General features: G+C 37.6%; 18 protein-coding genes. 14 read left to right on the forward strand and 4 right to left on the reverse strand.

Annotated features, from left to right (window positions below; genetic code table 11):
• The first annotated feature begins 357 nt into the window (after positions 1-357).
• The 13 genes from BM137_RS08075 to BM137_RS08135 all read left to right on the forward strand — a co-directional run bounded on the left by BM137_RS08075 (position 358) and on the right by BM137_RS08135 (position 14,570).
• Positions 358-1,191 (forward strand): ABC transporter permease, encoded by an 834-nt coding sequence (locus BM137_RS08075; protein WP_092480647.1) that lies wholly within the window; start codon positions 358-360, stop codon positions 1,189-1,191.
• Positions 1,184-1,963, forward strand: coding sequence for an ABC transporter permease (locus BM137_RS08080; RefSeq protein WP_092480648.1), 780 nt, complete (start codon positions 1,184-1,186; stop codon positions 1,961-1,963). Before BM137_RS08075 ends, BM137_RS08080 begins: the two co-directional genes overlap by 8 nt.
• 105 nt (positions 1,964-2,068) lie before the next feature.
• On the forward strand, positions 2,069-3,109 hold the full coding sequence (locus tag BM137_RS08085; protein WP_092480649.1) for an ABC transporter ATP-binding protein: 1,041 nt from the start codon (positions 2,069-2,071) through the stop codon (positions 3,107-3,109).
• Positions 3,110-3,138: 29 nt separating this feature from the next.
• On the forward strand, positions 3,139-4,185 hold the full coding sequence (locus BM137_RS08090) for an ABC transporter substrate-binding protein (RefSeq protein ID WP_092480650.1): 1,047 nt from the start codon (positions 3,139-3,141) through the stop codon (positions 4,183-4,185).
• Positions 4,186-4,267: 82 nt separating this feature from the next.
• Positions 4,268-5,974 (forward strand): adenine deaminase C-terminal domain-containing protein, encoded by a 1,707-nt coding sequence (locus tag BM137_RS08095; protein WP_092480651.1) that lies wholly within the window; start codon positions 4,268-4,270, stop codon positions 5,972-5,974.
• Positions 5,971-7,290, forward strand: a complete 1,320-nt coding sequence (locus BM137_RS08100; protein WP_092480652.1) for an amidohydrolase — start codon at positions 5,971-5,973, stop codon at positions 7,288-7,290. Before BM137_RS08095 ends, BM137_RS08100 begins: the two co-directional genes overlap by 4 nt.
• A 331-nt stretch (positions 7,291-7,621) precedes the next feature.
• On the forward strand, positions 7,622-8,077 hold the full coding sequence (locus BM137_RS08105) for a hypothetical protein (RefSeq protein ID WP_092480653.1): 456 nt from the start codon (positions 7,622-7,624) through the stop codon (positions 8,075-8,077).
• A 74-nt stretch (positions 8,078-8,151) separates the two neighbouring features.
• On the forward strand, positions 8,152-8,958 hold the full coding sequence (locus tag BM137_RS08110) for an alpha/beta fold hydrolase (protein WP_092480654.1): 807 nt from the start codon (positions 8,152-8,154) through the stop codon (positions 8,956-8,958).
• Between the two features lie 91 nt (positions 8,959-9,049).
• The gene (locus tag BM137_RS08115) at positions 9,050-10,030 is read left to right on the forward strand and encodes an aldo/keto reductase (protein WP_092480655.1); all 981 of its coding nucleotides are present in this window, start codon (positions 9,050-9,052) and stop codon (positions 10,028-10,030) included.
• Positions 10,031-10,145: 115 nt separating this feature from the next.
• On the forward strand, positions 10,146-11,063 hold the full coding sequence (locus tag BM137_RS08120; RefSeq protein ID WP_092480656.1) for a metallophosphoesterase family protein: 918 nt from the start codon (positions 10,146-10,148) through the stop codon (positions 11,061-11,063).
• A gap of 113 nt (positions 11,064-11,176) precedes the next feature.
• Positions 11,177-11,686 (forward strand): YehS family protein, encoded by a 510-nt coding sequence (locus tag BM137_RS08125; RefSeq protein WP_092480657.1) that lies wholly within the window; start codon positions 11,177-11,179, stop codon positions 11,684-11,686.
• Between the two features lie 205 nt (positions 11,687-11,891).
• Positions 11,892-13,616, forward strand: coding sequence for a Na/Pi cotransporter family protein (locus tag BM137_RS08130; RefSeq protein WP_092480658.1), 1,725 nt, complete (start codon positions 11,892-11,894; stop codon positions 13,614-13,616).
• 177 nt (positions 13,617-13,793) lie between these two features.
• The gene (locus tag BM137_RS08135) at positions 13,794-14,570 is read left to right on the forward strand and encodes a 5'-methylthioadenosine/S-adenosylhomocysteine nucleosidase (protein WP_177192536.1); all 777 of its coding nucleotides are present in this window, start codon (positions 13,794-13,796) and stop codon (positions 14,568-14,570) included.
• Positions 14,571-14,626: 56 nt separating this feature from the next.
• On the opposite strand, the gene BM137_RS08140 is transcribed toward BM137_RS08135, so the two are convergent.
• The 3 genes from BM137_RS08140 to BM137_RS08150 are packed head-to-tail and all read right to left on the reverse strand — an operon-like array spanning position 14,627 to position 18,865.
• Positions 14,627-16,864 (reverse strand): transglutaminase-like domain-containing protein, encoded by a 2,238-nt coding sequence (locus BM137_RS08140; RefSeq protein WP_177192537.1) that lies wholly within the window; start codon positions 16,862-16,864, stop codon positions 14,627-14,629.
• 1 nt (position 16,865) lies between these two features.
• A complete protein-coding gene (locus BM137_RS08145) occupies positions 16,866-17,900 on the reverse strand; it encodes a DUF58 domain-containing protein (RefSeq protein ID WP_092480661.1) in 1,035 nt (344 codons plus the stop codon).
• A gap of 2 nt (positions 17,901-17,902) precedes the next feature.
• Positions 17,903-18,865, reverse strand: coding sequence for an AAA family ATPase (locus BM137_RS08150; RefSeq protein WP_177192538.1), 963 nt, complete (start codon positions 18,863-18,865; stop codon positions 17,903-17,905).
• Between the two features lie 270 nt (positions 18,866-19,135).
• Between BM137_RS08150 and BM137_RS08155 the strand changes: the two genes are divergently transcribed.
• Positions 19,136-20,971 (forward strand): DUF342 domain-containing protein, encoded by a 1,836-nt coding sequence (locus tag BM137_RS08155; protein WP_092480662.1) that lies wholly within the window; start codon positions 19,136-19,138, stop codon positions 20,969-20,971.
• Between the two features lie 46 nt (positions 20,972-21,017).
• On the opposite strand, the gene BM137_RS08160 is transcribed toward BM137_RS08155, so the two are convergent.
• Positions 21,018-21,668, reverse strand: a complete 651-nt coding sequence (locus BM137_RS08160) for an amino acid ABC transporter permease (protein ID WP_092480663.1) — start codon at positions 21,666-21,668, stop codon at positions 21,018-21,020.
• Positions 21,669-21,679: the final 11 nt, after the last annotated feature.

Here is a 21,679-nt window from a genome sequence, read left to right on the forward strand (position 1 = left end):
TGAAAATCATATAAAAAGAAAAAGATACTGGTTTGAGTACGTTTAAGTAGTAAAGTTAAGCAGTTGAATAACAAATTAAGATACACTGGATTAATAATTACATTTATTATGCTTAGCGAACTTTTTGTTCGTTAAAAAGGCGTTTTTCATTTTTTAATCTTTTTTTTTTGCGACTAAAAACATAAAAAAACGAACATTAGCCAATTTTTTTTATCTTTATTTGCGGAAAGTGTTGTCCATTAATTTTTTAACAGTTATACTGGCTTGTGTAGAAAGACGAACATTAATAGATAACGAAAAGGATACGATTTTTTATAAACTATTGTATTTTTTTGTTTTTTAAGGAGGATTTATCTTATGTCGAAAAAAATCCCGTATCTAATATTGGCACCGGGATTCATTTTGTTGATTTTCTTTTTGTTGATACCGTTAGTATCGGTTATTTGGCCAACTTTTTATAATGGAACATTGTCGTTTGATTCTTATCTTTCTTTTTTTAAAGATGCATATAATGTAGGTATTTTTATGCGAACCGTTCGTGTTTCGGTCGTTGTGACTGTCATATGCATCATTCTTGGGGTTCCTACTGCTTACTTTATAGCGGGAACATCTTCAAAATGGCGTGGATTACTGATGGCACTAACATTATTTCCGATGTTGACCAATTCAGTTATTCGAAGTTTCGCATGGATCAATCTATTAGGGCAAAACGGTGTGATCAATAAATTGTTAACTAGTATAGGGATCATATCTGAGCCGTTGACCTTATTGTATACAGAGTTTTCAATCATTATTGGATCGATTTATTTATTTTTGCCTATTTTGATCATCACGTTAGTAGGAGTAATGGAAAATATCAATCCAGAAATCATGGAAGCAGCAGAAACTCTTGGGGCGAGTCGTATAAAAGCGTTCATCAAAGTCGTTTTACCGTTGAGCATTCCCGGAATCATCGTAGGGAGTATTCTGGTATTTACAGGTACGTTGACTGCTTATACCACTCCTCAGTTACTTGGAGGCAACCGTAATATGATGTTGTCGACATTTCTGTATCAAAATGCTATGACTTTGGGCAATTGGGAAGATGCAAGCGTCATTGCATTGATCATGATCGTGACGACTTTGATCGTTATGAAAGGTTTTAACTTGATCGCCAATAGAATAGACAAGCGAGGTGAACAAGATGCGTAAACAAAGAGGATTATCGATATTCGCCGGGGCTGTATTTGCTTTCTTGTTTATTCCTTTAATCATTATCACGATAACTGCTTTTGGAGAAAATGCGACCATTCAATTTCCAATTAGTGGTTTTACATTTCAATGGTTTACAGCTGTTTTTGAAAATCAGTCTTTTGTGGACAGTTTTTTATTGAGTTTAGAAGTTTCTTTACTGGCGACTTTGCTGGCGTTGATCATTGGGATTCCTGCTGCATATGCTTTAACTAGACATGGTGTGAAAGGGAAAAACTGGATCAAAAGTTTCTTTTTATCTCCGACCATTATTCCAGGTGTTGTAGTAGGGTATTCGCTGTTTCAGTTTATCGTTATTCGTTTGCAGATCCCTTTATTCATTGGCTTATTGTTGGGGCATTTTTTAATCAGTCTGCCTTACATTATTCGTGTAGTGGGCTCTAGTTTAGAACAATTTGACTTTTCGATCGAAGAAGTGGCATGGACTTTAGGAAGCACTAAGTTCAAAGCGTTTATCAGCATAGTATTGCCTAATATCTCATCCAGTATATTTGCTTCTTTTATGTTGGCCTTTATCAATTCTTTTAACAATATACCTGTGTCGCAGTTCTTATCTGGTCCCGGCATCTCAACATTGCCGACCACTTTAATGAATTACATTGAATACAATTATGATCCAGTCGTTTCTGCTTTGTCTGTACTTTTGATGCTGGGAACGATCATCTTGATGTTTTTGATCGAAAAAACACTTGGGCTGGCAAAAGTAGTTTAGTACGTATAACAAATTAATAGCAAGTTGATGAGAGCAGCGCATTTGCGATTTGTTTACTTCATCAGTCGATTTTGTTAAATACCCATAAGGAGGACATGTACTGTTATGTCATTTGTTGATTTAGAAAACATCCGTGTGAGTTATGACGGGAAAAATAATATCTTGAAAGAACTGAATCTATCTATGGAAAAAGGCGAACTGATCTCATTATTAGGACCATCGGGTTGTGGCAAAACGACGACCTTGCGAGTGATTGCGGGGCTTATCGAACCTATTGATGGAACCTTTACTGTAGGAGAGACCAATTTGACAAAAGTTCCTGTCCACAAACGTAATTTTGGAATGGTTTTTCAAAGTTATGCATTATTTCCGCATTTAACCGTGAAAGAAAATGTGGGCTTTGGATTGAAATTGAGGAAAGAAAAAAAAGAAGTCATCGAAAAAAAAGTGCAAGCTATTTTAGCAGCTACTGACTTATCGGACTATGCTGAGCGTTACCCTAAGCAACTGTCTGGAGGGCAACGTCAACGTGTGGCTCTTGCTCGTGCATTAGTGATTGAACCGCAATTATTGTTACTAGACGAACCGTTAAGTAATTTGGATGCTAAATTACGCCTCAGTATGCGGATCGAGATCAAACGTATCCAACGCAAACTAGGGATAACAACGGTCTTTGTAACGCATGATCAAGAAGAATGTTTTTCAATCTCGGATAAAGTAGCCGTTATGAACAATGGAGTCATTGAACAATATGATTCTCCGGAAGAGATTTATAAAAATCCTAAAACAGAGTTCGTTGCGCGTTTTATTGGGTTCGAAAATTTCTTTGCTTTGACCAAACAAGGCACACATTCTTATATAACGTCAGATGGAACGTTGATTGAAACCGTGCATTCAGCAGATAAACAACAAGCAACTGGAACGATTCGGCCAGATGATATTTTACTTTCTGCACATGATCAGGAGCTGCCGTCGAATAGTTTAGCCGGTACTATCAGAGTTCGTACGTTTTTAGGGAAAAGTTATCAATACGAAGTAGAAACGGCTATTGGGAAGTTGTTAGTTAATGATGTACAGGTACCTGGCTACCAAGTCGGAGAGAACGTTTTTGTTGCTATTCCAAAAGAAAAATTGATTTTAGTCTAACCAATGATAAAAAGGGGGATTTTTGAGTAATGAAAAAGAAAGTTGTTTTAGCAAGTTTAACGGTTATGAGTGGGCTAGTACTAGCGGCATGTGGTCAAGAAGCGAGTGGTGAAAATAAAGAATTGGTCATCTCTACTTTTGGATTAAGCGAGGACATCATGCAAGAAGACATTTTTGCGCCGTTTGAAGAAGAACACGGTGTGGATATCGTAGTAGAGACTGGCACGAGTTCTGAACGGTACACTAAATTTGAAAATAATCCTAACTCGACAGTAGACATTATTGATTTGCCGCAATCAAATTCCTCTCAAGGAGCGTCAGAAGACTTATTTGAAGAAATCGATACAGAAAAAATCCCGAATTTAGCTGAATTGATCGATAGCGCAAAAGAGTTGAGTGAAAATGGTGCTGGAGCAGCATATACAGTGAATAGTATTGGGATCATTTATGATGAAGAAGCTGCTGGAATGAAAATCGATGAATTTTCTGATTTATGGGATCCGTCGCTTCAAGGTAAAATCTCTATTCCAGATATTTCCACAACTTTTGGACCATCAATGATGTATGTAGCCAGTGATTATAAAGGAGTAGACATTACAACAGATAATGGGGAAGCTGCATTTGAAGCACTGGAAGAACTCTCTCCCAATATCGTTAAAACATATGCTAAGTCTTCTGATTTGGCGAATATGTTCCAATCTGAAGAAATCGTTGCAGCCGTAGTAGGAGATTTTGCGATTCCGATGATCGCAGAAGCTCATCCCGCTGTTCAATATGTTGTTCCGGCTTCTGGGACATACGCTAATTTTAATACGGTCAATATTAATGTAAATTCAGAAAATAAAGAAATGGCTTATAACTTCATCAATTGGAGACTAAGCCAAGAGTTGCAAACTATCACAGCAGCTTCCTTAAACGAAGCTCCAACAAATAAACAAGTTGAGCTAAGCGGAGAAGTAGCTGAAAACAAAACCTATGGCAAAATCGCTGAGTTGACTAAACCAGTAGATTTCGAATTTGTGAATCCGCAAATGGATGACTGGATCAGCACATGGAACAGGACTTTAAATCAATAGAGTAAAGATCACATATAAAAAATAACCTCTTTTCAGCTAGAGGTTATTTTTTATGTAAGAACCAACAGAGAGGTGAGTGGGTATGAAAGTAGACACGCTTATTACGAATGTACAAGTATTCAATAGTTTTCTAAAAAAATTTGAATGGAAAGATGTAGCCATTCTCAATGAAAAGTTCTTTTCAATTGGAATGAGTCACCTGAAAGATATTCAACCGATTGTGACGATTGATGCAAAAGGAGATTACATGATTCCAGGGCTGATCGATATCCATATGCATATTGAAAGCTCCATGATTCCTCCGTCTATTTTTTCAAAAGCTGGTTTGTCTCACGGGGTAACAACAGTTGTTGCAGATGCTCATGAAATCGTGAATGTATTTGGTGTAAAAGGGATGAAGGCCTTTATGGATGAAGAAACGGAGATGGACATTTTTTATGCGATTCCATCTTCGGTTCCTTCAACGACTCCAGAAGTAGAGACTACAGGCGGATTCATAGGAGTGGAAGAGGTAGAGAGATTATTAAGCCATCCTAAAGTGATTGCTCTTGGAGAAGCGATGAATTTTGACGGTATCGTAAACGATCCGAATTCTTTGATTCGTCAAATTTTGCATACGGTTCAAGAAAAGAGACCGTTTATGCCGATTGAAGGGCATGTACCGCTAGTCTCAGGATTGGATTTGGCTAAGTTTATGTACCAAGGCATTACAGCGGACCACACACAACAAACTCCGGAGTCTATTTACGAAAAAGTCAGCAGTGGAATGTTCATTGAGCTGCAGAAGAAATCGATCACCAGCGAAAACATGCAAACTATAGTAAAAAATCATTTTTATGAATATTGTGCTATCGTGACCGATGACATTATGGCAGATGACTTGTTGGAAGGACATTTGAACGCAAATGTTCGATCGGCTATTGAAGCCGGTATTCCTGTAGAACAAGCTATTTATATGAGCACGTACACACCAGCAAGAAGAATGGGTTTTCAAGATCGAGGTGCGATCGTTTCAGGTTTCAAAGCTGATTTTATTTTATTGGAAGATCCAGCAAAAATGGACATTTCAGCAGTATATAAAGCTGGGAAATCAGTACATAAAAAAGGAGATGAGATAGGGTATCCAGAAACTAAGCCGGTTTTTCCAGCTGCCTTTTATTCTTCCGTTCAGTGTGAAAAAGCAGAAAAAAGTGATTTTCAAATTCGAGCTGAAGGCAAAACTGCTCTTTGTAATGTGATGCGTATAGCTGAGGTAGGAACGTTTACTGAACGCGTACAGAGAGAAATCCCGATAAAAAATGGGTATCTAGATTGGGAATCAAGCGGCTTAGCATTGATCGTAGTGATGGAGCGGTATGGAAAGACTGGAAACAAAGCATATGGATTAATTGAAAATGCACTGACGGAAAAAGGAGCAATCGGAACCACTTGGGCACACGATCACCATAACTTGATGGTGATGGGGACTTCAATCGAAGATTTAGTCGCAGCGCAAAACGAATTGGTTGAGATACAAGGCGGCTATTTGACCGTTCGAAACAAACAAGTAGTCAGTTGTTGTCCACTTTTGATCGGCGGAGTTATCAGTGATGCACCGATCCAAATTATTGGGCAGCAATTAAGTGAAGTAAGACAAGGGATGATTGATTTGGGCTACTGCAATTCTAATGAAATCATGTCATTTTCAACATTGTCTTTACCCGTTTCTCCAGCCATAAAGATCACAGATAAAGGAATGTTTGATGTGCGCAGCCAACACCTGATTCGATTAATGGAGGAAATTAAATGAAGACCTTGATTAAAAACAGTCATGTCTTAACGATGGACGCCAAACGCACTGAATATCCTGATGGTTATGTGATCATAGAAGATACTAGAATTTTGGAAATAGGACCGTATGATCAGCTCTTACAATCAGAAAGCAGTTTCGATGAAGTGATCGATGCTCATCAAACCATTGCGATTCCAGGGATGGTGAACACTCATACCCATATCGGGATGATTCCTTTTCGGTCATTAGGAGACGATTATCCGGATCGACTGCGGCGCTTTTTGTTTCCGCTCGAAACGGCTTGCATGACAAAAGAATTGGCTTATTATAGCGGAAAATACGCTATTGCTGAAATGCAATTGGCTGGTATCACAACTTTTGCAGATATGTACTATTTTGAAGATGCTCTAGCTCAAGCAACGGATGAAATGAAATCTCGAGCTATTTTAGGAGAGACTATCGTTGACTTTCCATCTTGTGACGCCTCGACAGCTCATGGTGGCATTGAGTATGCTGAAAAATTCATACCAAAATGGCTCGATCATGAATTGATTACTCCAGCTGTCGCGCCGCATGCGCCGAATACTAATGATCCAGAAGCATTAAAAGCAGCAGCTGCGTTGGCGGAAAAGTATGGTGTGCCAATGACCATGCATGTAGCTGAGATGGACTATGAAATGAAGCATTTTAAAGAGCTGCATAATGCTACGCCTATAGAGTTTTTGCAATCCATCGGCGTTCTTAGTCCGCGTTTTATCGCGGCTCACTGCATTCATTTGTCAGCACAAGACCTGCAGATCTTAAAGCAAGAAGGTGTCGGTGTAGCTCATTGTATCGGAGCCAATACCAAGTCTGCTAAAGGCGTCGCTCGAGTAAAAGATATGCAGGAAATGTCTATTCCAGTTGGCTTAGGAACAGACGGACCAAGCAGCGGAAATACACTCGATTTGTTTACGCAAATGAAACTGGTTGCTAATTTTCATAAGACGACATTGCAGGACAGGACGGCTTTTCCAGCCAGCGATATTGTGGCAATGGCTACTATTGAAGGAGCAAAAGTGTTGAACATGTCGCATGAAATCGGCTCTTTGGAGATAGGAAAAAAGGCTGACATAGTGTTGGTTGAAACGAAATCAGTCAATATGTTTCCGATCTTTGATCCTTATGCAGCGCTGGTTTATGCCGCAAATGCATCGAATGTACAAGACGTCTTCATCAGTGGGGCAGCTGTTATTCGAGATAAGGAACTTGTCCATCACGATTTAACCGTTTTACGATCAAATCTATCCTCTGAAATGATTCCTTTTTCAAAAAAAGCGAGAGAGTTAGCTTGAAGGTATGTCAAAGCTAGGAGTTTAGGGTCATAATTCAGTTATGCTGAAAGAGAATCAATAACTTTGATTTCTATAAACATTTTACTAGGTTAGAGGAAGAGCCATTTAAAATTCATAGAAGATTTTAAATAAGATATTCTGAGTGCTAACTATGGAAAATAGAATGAAGTTGTTACAATTAAAAATTTTTAAAGATAAATCTTGCAATGAAGACCTTGAGGAATTTGCTGCTCTCTTTCTTTTGCATCAAAACTCTTCAAATCATTTAATGGATGGTAAAATGAGTGTAAGGAAACAGATGTCTTCCTATAATCAGAAAAGGGGTTTTCTTATGACAGAATACATGTATATTGCTTCAACCATTCCCTTGAATCTAGAAACAGTCACGAAGAAAAGAAATGATCATCAATCAAACGAATTTTTGTTGGCTTTTAAAGAAATGTTTCAATTTGAAGAAAATGTGAGTGAAGACACTGGAGGACGTTTCAGTTATAGTGTGCATTTTCCATTTAAAGAATTGCCATATCAAGCAGCCGCATTGGCCGGAGATATGCCTTCCTTTGATAAACGTGACAATCAAGCGTATAAATACAAAAGTTGCTTAAGAGGTTTAGAAGCTTATATTCAGGAACAGTTCAAGGAAGGATGCCATCAGTTAGCTGTTCTTTATAGTTTGAACAGTTACGAGAACGAATCACTAAAATCGAAAGAAACCATCTACCTGAGCGATTTGAAATACCAAGATTTATATTATTCGGATAATAGATTGATCCTCATAACAATCTAATTTAACCTGAGCTTTATTCATTTGAAAAAAGCGTTGTTCTATTATACTGGAGTAGAGGGATAGGAGGACAGCGTATGAAAAAGACAATTAAAGGAAAAAGGAATCATACCATCGCAGTAGAAGATATTGGCGAAGGGAAGCCGCTGGTATTCTTGCATGGATGGCCATTTGATCATCGCATGTTTGAATACCAATACAATTACTTTTTACCCAGAGGTTACCGCATTATAGGAGTCGATTTGCGAGGGTTTGGAGATTCAGATCTTGTTATCGAGGAGTATAGTTACAATGAGTTGGCAGATGATGTTAAATCTGTGATGGAAGAACTGCAGCTTGAAGAAGCTATCTTGGTGGGATTTTCGATGGGTGCAGCTACAGCAGTACGCTATATGGCTCGTCATCAGAGTTATGGTGTGCAAAAGTTGATTTTGATCAGTGCAGCCGCACCGCAGTTTGTTAAAAGACCTTACTATTTAACGGGTTGGAAAAAAGCGGATATTACTCAAGTCATAGAGCAAATTCAAATAAACCGGCCTAAAATGATTCAAGACTTTGTTAAGCAATTATTTCACGAAAAGCCTTATGCCGTCTATAGAGATTGGCTAATCAATACAGCATTAAAAGCTTCCTCGTACGGGACTTTGCTTTCTGCGATCATGATGCGAGAAGAAGATTTAAGCAAGGATCTGGAAAAGATTACTGTGTCTACACTAATTTGTCATGGGGAGAAAGACCAGATTTGCTCCTATCAATTGACAGAGGAGATGTCGCAATTGATTCCGCAAAATCTCGTGGTGCCTTTTAAAAAAAGCGGGCACGCCATCTTTCATGACGAGACGGATAAACTGAACCGAACGATGTTGAGGTTCGCACAAAAATAGGGATGCTATAAGACGATTTAAAAACGCTTGCATTAGAGTGGGCTCTAAGGAGTATACTAATGGTATCGTCATGGAAAAGGGAGATGGGGTAATGGAATACGTTAAATTTGGGAATACGGGGATGGACGTTTCACGAATTTGTTTAGGTTGTATGAGCTTTGGCGATCCAGACAAGTGGCTGCATAAATGGGCTTTGAAAGAGGAAGATAGTCGCCCAATCATCAAAAAAGCTTTAGACCTGGGCGTCAACTTTTTTGACACAGCAAATGTCTATTCATTGGGAACAAGTGAAGAAATTTTAGGACGGGCTTTAAAAGATTATGCTAAACGCGAAGAAGTAGTAGTGGCCACTAAAGTTCATGGGAAAATGCATGATGGTCCAAATGGAGCGGGGCTTTCGCGTAAATCGATTATGGCAGAAATCGATAATAGCTTAAAACGATTAGATATGGATTATGTTGATGTATACATTATCCACCGATGGGATTACAATACACCTATAGAAGAAACCATGGAAGCTTTGCATGATGTGGTGAAATCAGGAAAAGCGCGCTACATCGGTGCTTCAGCTATGCATGCTTTCCAATTTCAAAAAGCACTGCATGTAGCAGAAAAGAACAACTGGACTCGTTTTGTTTCAATGCAAAACCATTACAATATGATCTACCGCGAAGAAGAAAGAGAAATGATGCCGCTTTGCCGAGAAGAAAAGATTGCCGTAACTCCGTATAGTCCATTAGCTTCGGGTCGATTGACGAGAGACTGGTCCGAAACGACTAAGCGTTTAGAAACAGATAAAGTAGCTATGAGCAAGTATGATTCTACAGCTGATCAAGATCGAAGAATCGTTGAACGGTTAACGGAAGTAGCTGAAAACAGAGGTGTGCCTCGAGTAGAGATCGCCATGGCCTGGTTGCTGCAAAAAGATCCAGTCGTCTCACCAATTATTGGAGCAACGAAAATGAGTCAATTAGAAGGGCCAATGAATGCCTTAAACCTCCAATTAACGACGGATGAAATAGCGTATCTTGAAGAGCCGTACGTACCTCACTCTATAGTCGGTTTTAGTTAATTCACTCTTCTATAAGCTGTTCTCTTTCACTATATTTGCTGAATACAGTATACTTATTAATGAAGAAAGTGTACGTTTTTTATGTAAATAAGATTTAACAGAAGAGGTGAAGGAGATGTTTACCGATCGAAGGTTAACAGAGGCTTATAAAAACGCTAAAGTAGAATATTTTGATGATGATTCAAAATACGTTTTTATGAGTGATGTCCACAGAGGTGACGGGAGCTTATCGGATGAATTTACCAGGAATCGGGATATATACCTGTATGCACTGCAACATTACTATAGAAATGATTATACTTATGTAGAGGCTGGGGATGGAGACGAGATGTTGGAGTATTCAAACTTCGAACACACCAAAAATGCTCATCCAGCAGTTTACGATACCATCAAAAAATTCTTTGATGAAGATCGATTAGTCAAAATATATGGCAATCATGATATTTTTCTGAAGTACCCATCCTATGTAAAAAAGAACTACTACACGAATTATGATGAGTATAATGAAGTGTTTTTTGATTTTCTAAAAGGACTTGAACCTGTCGAAGCTTTGGTTTTAAAGCATCGAGATACTGGTCAAGAAATACTGACTGTGCATGGACATCAAGGAGATGCCCCTAACGATCAGTTTTGGAGACTGACTATGTTGTCGTTAAAATATTTTTGGCGATTTCTTCATGCATTTGGTATCCGCAATCCTTCTAGTCCAGTAAAAAACGTCAGCAAACGACACAAGGTAGAAAAGAATTACAACAAATGGATCGAGAAACACAAAATGATGCTGATTTGTGGTCACACCCATCGATTTAAATACCCTAAGAAGAAAGATCATCCTTATTTTAATACGGGTTGTTGTATCTACCCTACCATTATTACCGCCATTGAGATCAAGCACGGCACGGTTCAATTAGTCCGTTGGAAAGTCAAAGCGACCAGAAACGGTGTGTTGAATATTGAAAGAGAAGTCATGAGAGGTCCAGAACCTCTCACGGAATTTGATATTCGAGAGGGTTATGCAGGGGCTGCAGATTAAACAAACTGAAACTTGGAGCATATAATGGTTCCAAGTTTCAGTTTGTTTTTTATTCTGGTTGAAAAATAAGGTATACTAAGTAAGATAGAAATTTTAGAATGGTGGAGGAAATAATGAATAATAATGATCGTTTAATTAGATTGCGTTACGCACTGGATATCAAAGAAAATGACATGATAGAAATGTTTAAACTTGGTGGTATTCAAGTGACTAAAGAAGAAGTCAAAAAAATGCTGGTGAACCCAGATAAGTTTGAAGAAGATGAAGAGGTTGATCCAGATTCACATATTATAGTAGACAATACCGTATTGATCAGTTTTTTAAATGGGTTGATTACTTTTAAACGTGGAAAAAAAGATTCTGGAAAAAATGACTCTCTAAAAGCAGAAGAACCATTGAAAAACTCTTTAAGTATTAACAATGAAATGTTGAAAAAAGTAAAAATCGCTCTTTCATTAACCAGTGATGATCTATTGGATATTTTTTATGATGTGGACGTAGACATTAGTAAAAGCGAATTAAGCGCCTTATTAAGAAAAGAAGGGCATCGCAATTATAAAGTATGTCTAGATAGATACGCTCGTAATTTCTTAAAAGGGTTAGCCCTTCATTTTAGAGATTAAAAGTGCATCATGTCTTTTTTAAGTTGTTCCTACGACTAGAACGGAATGAATTCTAAATATGTAAAATTTGTGTTAACATTGTAAATTCTATGTTAAGAAAAGTCTCATAATAGCTAGAAAAATGTTTTTTATTCTGATACCAACCTCTATTATAGAAATGAAGGTTATTTTTATAATTGTTTATATAACACATGGAGGGGTATCATTGGATATACAAGAAATGTTATTTCAGTTTTTAGGAGGACTAGGTATTTTCCTTTTTGGATTAAAATACATGGGAGACGGATTACAACGATCAGCTGGAGATAACTTGCGAAACATATTAAATAAATTTACATCTACACCACTAAGAGCGATTTTAGCAGGTATTTTAGTTACAGTTTTGATTCAAAGCAGTTCTGGAACAACCGTAATTACAGTAGGATTAGTCAGTGCTGGATTTATGACGCTGAAACAAGCTATAGGGGTCATCATGGGAGCGAACGTAGGAACTACTATTACAGCTTTTATTATTGGAATAGATATTGGAGCTTATTCTTTACCTATTTTAGCTATAGGAGCATTATTGCTGTTTTTCTTCAAAAATCCATCCATCAATAGTATGGGTCAAATTATTTTTGGTTTTGGTGGATTGTTTTACGGATTAGAATTGATGGGCGCAGGTATGGCTCCACTTGAGTACTTACCAGAGTTTAAAAATCTTATGCTTCAATTGTCTGAAAACCCATTTTTAGGTGTTTTTGCCGGTACAGGACTGACTTTAGTGTTACAAAGTTCAAGTGCTACAATTGGGATTTTACAAGAATTATACGCTCACGGAAGTATTGCTCTTGAAGGTGCATTGCCTGTGTTATTTGGAAATAATATCGGAACGACTATTACTGCTGTATTGGCAGCAATCGGTGCCAGTGTTGCGGCCAAAAGAACAGCAGGAGCTCATGTTATTTTTAACTTGATTGGAACTATTTTGATTATGCTGGTCTTATATCCATTTACGGACCTGATTATTTACCTTGGATCTTTACTGAACTTAAACCCAGAAATGCAGATTGCATTTGCACATGGATTGTTCAATATTACGAACGTGTTGATTCAAATGTGGTTCATTAATCAAATTGCAGCTGTAGTGACCAAAATAGTGCCTAGCCAAGAGGCTGAAGCTAAGTATGGTGGTACTTCTCTGGATCAGACATTGATCCAAAGTTCCCCTGCTATGGCGTTGAATCAAGCTAAAGTAGAAATCAATCAAATGGGAGAACTCGTATTGGAAGAATTCCAAGAAATGTTCTCTTATTATAAAAAACAAGATGAAAACAGCAAAAAGAAGACGATGGAATTAGAAGAAGTTGTGAACAGAACAGATATTGAAATCACAGAGTACCTTATGCTGTTGTCAAATGTTGAATTGCCGCTTCACAACACAGGCGACCATGTAGTGATGATGGATGTGACGAAATACCTTGAGCGAATCGGAGATCACTGCGAAAGTATTTTGAAAAATATCCGCGAAGCTTCAATAGCTGCAAAGAATAACAAAAAGAATTTAGATAGTACGGAAATAGAGAAAGTATTTTATGATGAGGACTTGATGTCTTTATTCAAATTAGTTCAACAAAATATTGAAGACACGATTTTAGCTTATAACGAAGACAGTTATTCTTTAGCTGGAAGAGTCATCAAGCGTGAAAAAGAAGTGAATCAATTAGAGCATGCCATAAGAGAAAAATACATTCAACGTTTAAATAAAGGAGTAGGGATTCCATCAGATGGAATCTTATTCGTAGACATTGTTTCAAACTTGGAACGGATTAGTGATCATACGGTAAAAATTGCTAAGCATACATTAGGAATTCGTTATCCATATCAATCGCAAAAAGTTTTACGTGATACAGCAGAAGAAGTTGCTGTAGAAGGTGTGACAGTTAAATAGAACCAAAAACATACTACTTTACAAAGTAGTATGTTTTTTTATTTATCAGTAAAGTTCGTTTTTAAAATCTTTTTTTAATGTTGAATAATCCTATTTAATAGATTATAGTATATAAAGACAAACGATTTTTATTTTAATTTTAAAAAAATTCGCTTTTAACAAGGAGAGAGTATGTTGATGCAAATGAAACCTTTAATCGCTATCCAAGGAGCTATGGATGGAGAAGTAATCGGACTTTTGGAAGCAATGGAAACATATAAAGAAGAAAAATTTGGTACATATTCGTTTTACATAGGTGAAATTGACAGTATGCCTTTAATTGTTTCCAGGTCTGAAATTGGAATGGCTAATGCTGCTGCATCTACTACGATTTTGATCGACAAATACCATCCTGATTTGATCATCAATCAAGGAACGGCGGGTGGTCATGATCCCAATTTACGTGTGTTTGATACGATTATCGGAGAAGAAATCATCCACATCAACTCTTTTATGTCACCACATCGAGATAAAGAAGAAGGGATGTCTCCAGAAAATTGGGTTCCGATGCATTCGTTTATCCGCGAGGAAGATGGTCGCTTAGAAGAAAAATTTGTATTTAAAAGCGATCCAGAACTTTTATCAGCTGCAAGAGATGTGGCGGGAGAGTATTCTCGTGGAAAAGTTGTCGTCGGTAAGATAGGGACAGCAGATTTTTGGAATAGAGAAATTGACCGAATCGAATGGTTCCATCAACATTTCCAAACAAGTGGAGAAGAAATGGAAGCTTATGCAGTAGCACAAATAGCTGATGCTTTCAAAGTGCCATTTTTGTCTATACGAACGATATCCAATTCTGAAGTAACAGATGATGGCATCGAAGACTTAGATACGGCTGGAAGATACTGTGCTGAATTCAGCTTACAAGTTGCCAAAAAAATCTATCAACAAGAATCTGTTTCATTATCAAATTAATAGATAAAGCGTCCTTTCTACCTCTATTCTGTAGAAAGGACGCTTTATTGGTATGACTATTGCGCTAAATTTTTAGGCTTAGCCTGGTAGAGTTTAAATAATTCTACCATCTTGAGCAGTAAAATTTGTTGTTCAGTAGAAGCACTTGCCATATCCTCTTCTGGAGAATAGGCAATTTCCTCCATCATTTGAACAAATGATTCGATTGTAGACTCTTTTTCAGGCATCAACATTGACCATTCTTTAAAGTATTGACGGAAGGTTTGGTGAGGCAGTGGTCTTTTCTTCAATTGAAATAACCTATATACCAGAGCTGTCTTTTGTTGCAGAGAAAGAAAAGAGGAGTGCAGCATTCCGCTAATCAAATAAGACGTCAGTGTCCATCTTTTAATAAAGCAGCTTATAAGCAAGAGCAGAATAGCCACAATACTAATAAAACTGATATTTTTTTCAATCCAGCTTTTTTCAGCAGGAATCACTGGTGAAGAAGCTTCCTCTTCCATAGAGTCTGTTGTTACACTTGCTTCTTCCTCAGTTGACTCATCTATCGATTCACTGGACTCAGGAGTTCTGGATTCGTCAGCAGTGATTGTATCATCAATCACTTCATTAGAAGTCGTTTCATCAGTAACTGGCTGAGTAAAAGGCGGAGTCGGTTCAAAAGGGATCCAACCCATCTCTTCAAAATAAACTTCTGGCCAGGAATGCGCGTTAGCATTGGTGACTTCATAATGAATTTCTCCATCCTCACTGACTCGGTTCCCACTATTGAATCCTTTTGCCCAACGAGCAGGGATATCTAAAGCTCGGCATAAAACCACCATAGCTGTAGAGTAGTTATCACAATACCCAACTTTTGTATCAAATAAAAAATGATCGACATAGTCTCTTCCTTCAGGAACGTAAGCTGTTTGAGACAGACTGTATTCAAATCCACCATCTTCTTTCAAGTATTGCTCTATGGCTCGGACTTTTTCGTAAGTAGTCTCAGCATTTTTTGTAATATCTTGAGCCAATGCTACTACACGTTCCGGCAGATCAACAGGAAGTTGAGTGTGACGATCATGAAATGATGTACTAACTGCTTCGCCATCAGAATCGGAATAAGAGTCCTGATCTGTAAAATCCAAATCAGGTGAAGCTAAAGTCACCGTATAAGAATCTACTCGATTTTCTTTATCTTCAAGGATATACTGCCCAGTAGGAATCTCCATTAATAAATTGATAGATTCTGTTTCCTCATAAAAATCAAAACCAATAGTCTGGTATGTATAAGGAATTTGGTCAAAAGAGTCAGTGAGTTCAATCGGAATATCCATTAATTCAACAGTCGTTTTTTCTCTATCCAATAATTGAAATAGAGATAAATCAACTTCTACTTGTTCTTCAACGCTCGTTTCCCAACCTTTTCCTGTATAGATTTCTTTTGACTCAATCAGCCAGTAATGCGGTTGATCAGTATGAGCAATAAAGACAGTATTTTGTCTTTGAGTAAGAGGACCTCCAAGATTAGAGTCGTTTTCACTATACCCGCTTCTAGAAGAAACTCCGCCAGGACTGTATTTGTCTATCCATTCAAAAAGCCCTTGTTCCTCTAGTTCAGTATGAAAGCTGTCCGTTTTTGAAATGATCCACTCTTGTTGGGCAGTAAATGCATTTGTCGCCCAAGAGGATATAGAGACGAATAGAAAGCTTATAGTCATAAACAAGAGTAAAGTAACCAGAGTATTTCTCCACGAACTATCTGAAGGTATTTTTGTCAGACCAATCAGCAAAAGTCCGAAAAACAACGTTGAAAGAATAAGGTTCATCAACTCAGTCGCTGTAAAGACTTGTAAGATTAGTAAATAACCTAATGCTGTTATAAAAGATAAAAAAGGATTGAACCGTTTTATCAATGCGTAACTGCTGATTAACAAAACGGCGCATATGGCAAACAAACTTAATGTACTAGGCAAAAGAGTAATGTCACCTGAAAGCAATTGATCGAGAAGTATCCGGTTTTGTCGTAAAAAAACAGCCAACCATTCTAAACCGAAAGATTCTTCCAAAGGAAAATAGACGTACATCAAGTAACTCAGAGCTGCTGCTTGAACAGGGATCCAAAGGTACCATTTTGGTAAGAGAATCCATACGCATTGGACGATCACAAGATAAACCAAAAGAGGAGTCCAAGCAGGGAAGTCGTTCAATTGGACAAAAAAACGCAAAATAGGAAAAAACAAACCACTATTTATGAGCACTAAAGACCATTTTTTTAGAATTCTTAAGATATCTTCTTTTGTAGGTGCCATATCAAACACCTCCAATCTGAAAGTCATTCAGTGTATCTTCAGTAATAGAGTAAAAAGCAGCGGAAGGATTTTCTTTGACCAATGAAGTATGATTTTTGGGACTGATCAGAATGGTTTGAGCCGGTAATACACCCTCATTCTCCAAAATAGAATCCATTTCGGTCGAGTCTAAAGCCGGTTGGATCGTTAAAAAACAATCTTTAGTTTCTTTCAACGAAATCACATCTTCAAAGTTTCCAATCAACCTCAATTTTACGGCTTGGGAATGAGAAATTTCTAAATAAAGATTATAGGCCAAACGGAGCAACTCTTCAAAGTACTCCGTTTGATACCCTAAAAAGACAATTGTGACAGCAGTATCCGATTCTTTATCGTACTCTTTTACCATCAAGGATTGCTTTTTAAAACTAGCTTTCCAATCAATATCTTTCAAAGAGTCTTTTGCTTGGTGTTCCCGCAGTTGACGAAACTGGGCTGATTGATGGCCAGAAAGAAGCGTCAAATCCAACCGTGTATTTAGTTGTTGTAAAAGCGGGTAAAGGGTGTCAAAGGGCAGAGGTTTAGGGTAAATCGTCAAATCAACTGGAATTCGCTGCTTTGACCGATGCGTGAATACACCTAGATAGTCCTTGCCGTAAGTGCGAAGCAAAAGCGTATCGTATTTCCCGCGCTTAAAAGACAGTTGTTCAAAAGGAACCACCAAACGATATTTAAATAAGCTGGGAATGCGTGTTGAAAAAGATTGCTTGTCATTTCCTATGGTTATGTCTAGATTTGATACCCATATAGGAAAATAAAATCGAGTCTTCAATTTCAAAAACCCTGTCGATAAGTGCTTTTTGTCTGCTGAAAACTCAAATTGAACATCTTTCCATGTAATTAGAGTAGTTACCCACAAGAAAATGAATAGAAGGGTAAAAAAATAAAACACTACCCAAGAAACAGGTGTTGGGAAAATGAATGTATACAACAAAATGACGACATAAGATAAGATAAACAACAATTTTTTTAGAATGAAGAATGTAGTTTTGATCATGATCACCTTTTATTTCGTTTTAAAGGTACTGGAACTTCTTCGATAAGAGATTGTATAGCAACGGCTTTTTGTTTAGGTGTAAGGTACTCTTTAAACAACAAACGATGTTGATACACAGAAGCAATAACTGCTAGTATATCATCCGGGATAAGGTAATCGCGCAAATTCAATACAGCATAGGCTTTAGCTGCTGCTAAACAGTATTGATTCCCTCTAGGGCTGATGCCGAGACGGATTTTAGAATTTGTACGAGTGTAGTCTCCTAATTTGACGATGTACGCCAGTAATTCAGGTTGAACATGTACTGTCGGAACTAATTGCTTTAATTCTTGAAACTCCTTTAAACTTAGCAGGGGTTGAATCGTATTTAGCATTTCAGATTGGTTTGGACTCGCCAACATTTGAATTTCTTGTTCATGAGTTGGATACCCTAAAGAAAGTTGAAGCAAGAAACGATCCAATTGAGCTTCTGGTAAGGGATAAGTCCCTTCATGTTCAATAGGATTTTGAGTAGCCAATACAAAAAAAGGCTCAGGTAAAGGGTACGTTTTTCCGTCCATAGTAACTTGGTGTTCGGACATAGCTTCCAACATAGCTGCTTGTGTTCGAGGAGAAGTCCGATTGATCTCATCTGCTAAGACTAAGGAAGCAAACAAAGGACCTTTTCGAAAAGTAAACTCAGCTTCTCCAGATACAGGTATAGAGTATCCAATAATATCACTAGGAACTAAATCAGGCGTAAATTGAATCCTAGAGAAATCGGCACCAAGTATTTTAGCGATCGATTTGACCAGCAAAGTTTTTCCTACTCCAGGAATATCTTCAAATAATACATGACCTCCAGCGAGCATAGCGGTTAGTGTTAACGTTGTAATGTCTTTTTTTCCGATCACTATATGATCTACTGTATCGATCAATTGATGCAATTGCTGTACAGAATGCTGATGCTTTTCTGATAAAACCAACTTGATCCCTCCAAGCCATTTATTTTCCCTATTTTAACGGTAATGTCAGACAAATACAATTCCCTTATGAGTAGGAATAGGGAAATAATAAAGCTGTTTAAAAAATCGAAAAATAACAACCAGTATAAAATAATTAAAGTCGTCTTGTCTTTAATGGAGAGAAGGTTATAATAGAAGAGAAGATAGAAAAAGAATACTGTTTAAATATTATAGAATGTAAGCGCGTTCTATTGATTGAAGATAAATTTAACAAGATTGGAGGACAAGAATATGCCAGAAAACCAAAGGAAGATAGACGAAATGAAAGAGAATACTTCTTTCTATAAAAGTTACATGAAAAGGAAAAATAGTTTTTTAAGTGGAAAAGCTTGGATGATGAACGAGAAAATAGGTGTGAAGGACGCACCAGATGTCGTGCCAAAAATACATATAGATGAAAACAGAGAAGATATTGTGGTGATAAAAAATGGCGAGAGAGTAAAAGACCCTTATTTTGAATTGACCGAAAAAGATCACCTGCAGATTGAAATAAAACCATCCATTATCCCACCCAAATGTGATGTGACAACGGATAGACATCAACTAACGGCTTTTATAGAAGTGGAGCCTGGTTATAAGATAGTACCAAAGATAAAAAACTTCTTTCCAACTCATGAGGCTGTTCTTAAAGTAGAAGAATACAAAATGATCGATCAGAAAATCGGTATGGTAGAGGTGAAGAAAAAGCTAAATAAAGCGGGTATTGTTTATGGCATAAATGAAGCGGCTTTACGTGAGGTGACTCAGTCTAACACTCACCAAATCATTGAAGTAGCAACAGGTTCACCAGCGAAGGAAGGGAAGGATGGTTATCTAGAGGCCAAAGTCGACTCTGCTGTTAAGAAAGTGTTACATAAAGATGAAAAAGGGAATATCGACTTCAGAGAAAACCAACAAATTCCCACTGTTGAAGTGGGAGAAATCCTTGCCATCATTCATCCGCCGATTGAAGGTGAAGTCGGCAGAAGTGTCACGAATGAGCTGATTTATCCTAAACCAGTCACAGCAATTACTTTTCAACCTGGTCAGGGAATCGGTCTTGAAGAAAATCACATCATTGCCTCAAAAATAGGGCGCCCGTTCATCCATCAAAAGAACCAAGTAGTGAAAGCTTCCATTATCCCTAAGTTTATTCAAAAAGAAAATGTAGCGATTGCAACTGGAAATATTCACTTCTATGGAGATGTGGAAGTTTTTGGAGCGGTAGAAGAAAATATGGTCATTGATGCTGGAAATGACTTAGTACTGCATAGTTCAGTGAACAGTTCCACCATTACAGCGACCCACTCTATCGTATGTAAAGGACATATCTCAAATTCTGTATTTTCAGCAGGGGAAAGAAATGAACTGTTAACGCGCTTAAGTCAATTGAACAGCGAACTCTTGAAGCAATTGGAACAGATTTATACAGCCCTCGAACAAATCACTCAATCTTACGCTTACAAGCAAAGCAGTGTAAGGCAGAGCCAACGGTCTTTACTCAATAAATTAGTGCAAAAAAGATTTCAACCCTTTTTAAATCAAATCAAAGAATACACACAGATAGTTGCTCAAAACAAAACCTTTTTATCCCAAGAATGGATAGACGGCGCAACGAAAATACAAGAACTATTTATTCAACAAGCCCATTTAGAGATTTCTGTCGATCAATTAAAAGAGTTGGCACAGCTGCTGACGGATGCGCAAGCGACAACTTTTTCCAACTCAACAGAACCCACAAGTATCAGTGCTGATAGTGCCGTTAATAGTACGCTGAAATGCAACGGAAACATTGATATTATGGGACATGGATGTTTGAATACGCGAATCGTTTCTAAAGGACAAGTAAAAATCGCAGGATGTATTCGAGGAGGGAAGGTTTTCGCTCAAGAAGGAATGATCATTAAAGAAGCTGGGTCTATAGGAGCGATCAAAACGATCTTAGCTGTCCCAGAAGATAAGAGTATACAAATAGAGAAAGCTTATGAAGGAACTGAGTTGAAAATCGGCTCTGTTCGTCTCGTATTAAATACAGTTCATCAAAAAGTTCTTGCACACTTGTCAGATGGAATGATAAAACTAAATTAAAAAAAGATCGACAAAGAGATTTCTTCTTTGTCGATCTTTTTTATGGTTAAGCGTTACTTGTTTCTAAGCGTTTAGACAATTTCGAAAGGGTGTAGCAGACTACCCAATAAAGGAATCCCATAGCAATAAACATTGGAATAACAAAATTTGTGTCTTGTCCGTAAACGATTCGAGCATTGTGTGTCAGTTCAGGTAAAGTTATGATCGTAGCTAATGAAGTATCTTTCACTAATGCTACGAATTGACTGACGATTGGTGGAACCATAGCCCGTAAAGCTTGCGGAATAATGATGTACCAAATCGTTTGAGCATAAGTCAATCCAGTTGATCGACCAGCTTCCATTTGTCCAACAGGGATGGAATTCAATCCACCACGAATGATCTCAGAAAGCATAGCAGATTCAAAAATCGTCATGGCAGCAACTGCAGACCAGAAAATACTTAAACGAATACCAATTTGAGGTAAGGCAAAGTAAGTAAAGAAAATGATCAACAGTAAAGGCAAGTTACGAATGATATCTACGATTGCTCCTGCAAGAAAAGAAAGTACAGGAACCTTCATATAACGTACTAAGCCTAAAATAGCCCCTATAATAAAACTCAAAATAATTGAAATAGCAGCTATTTCAAGTGTAACTAGGAGTCCATCCAATAAAAAGCGGATGTTCACCCAGGAATAAGCTCCAGTAAAATCCAAATGAATCTCCT

Source organism: Desemzia incerta (assembly GCF_900115825.1).
GTDB classification, from domain to species: Bacteria; Bacillota; Bacilli; order Lactobacillales; family Carnobacteriaceae; genus Desemzia; species Desemzia incerta.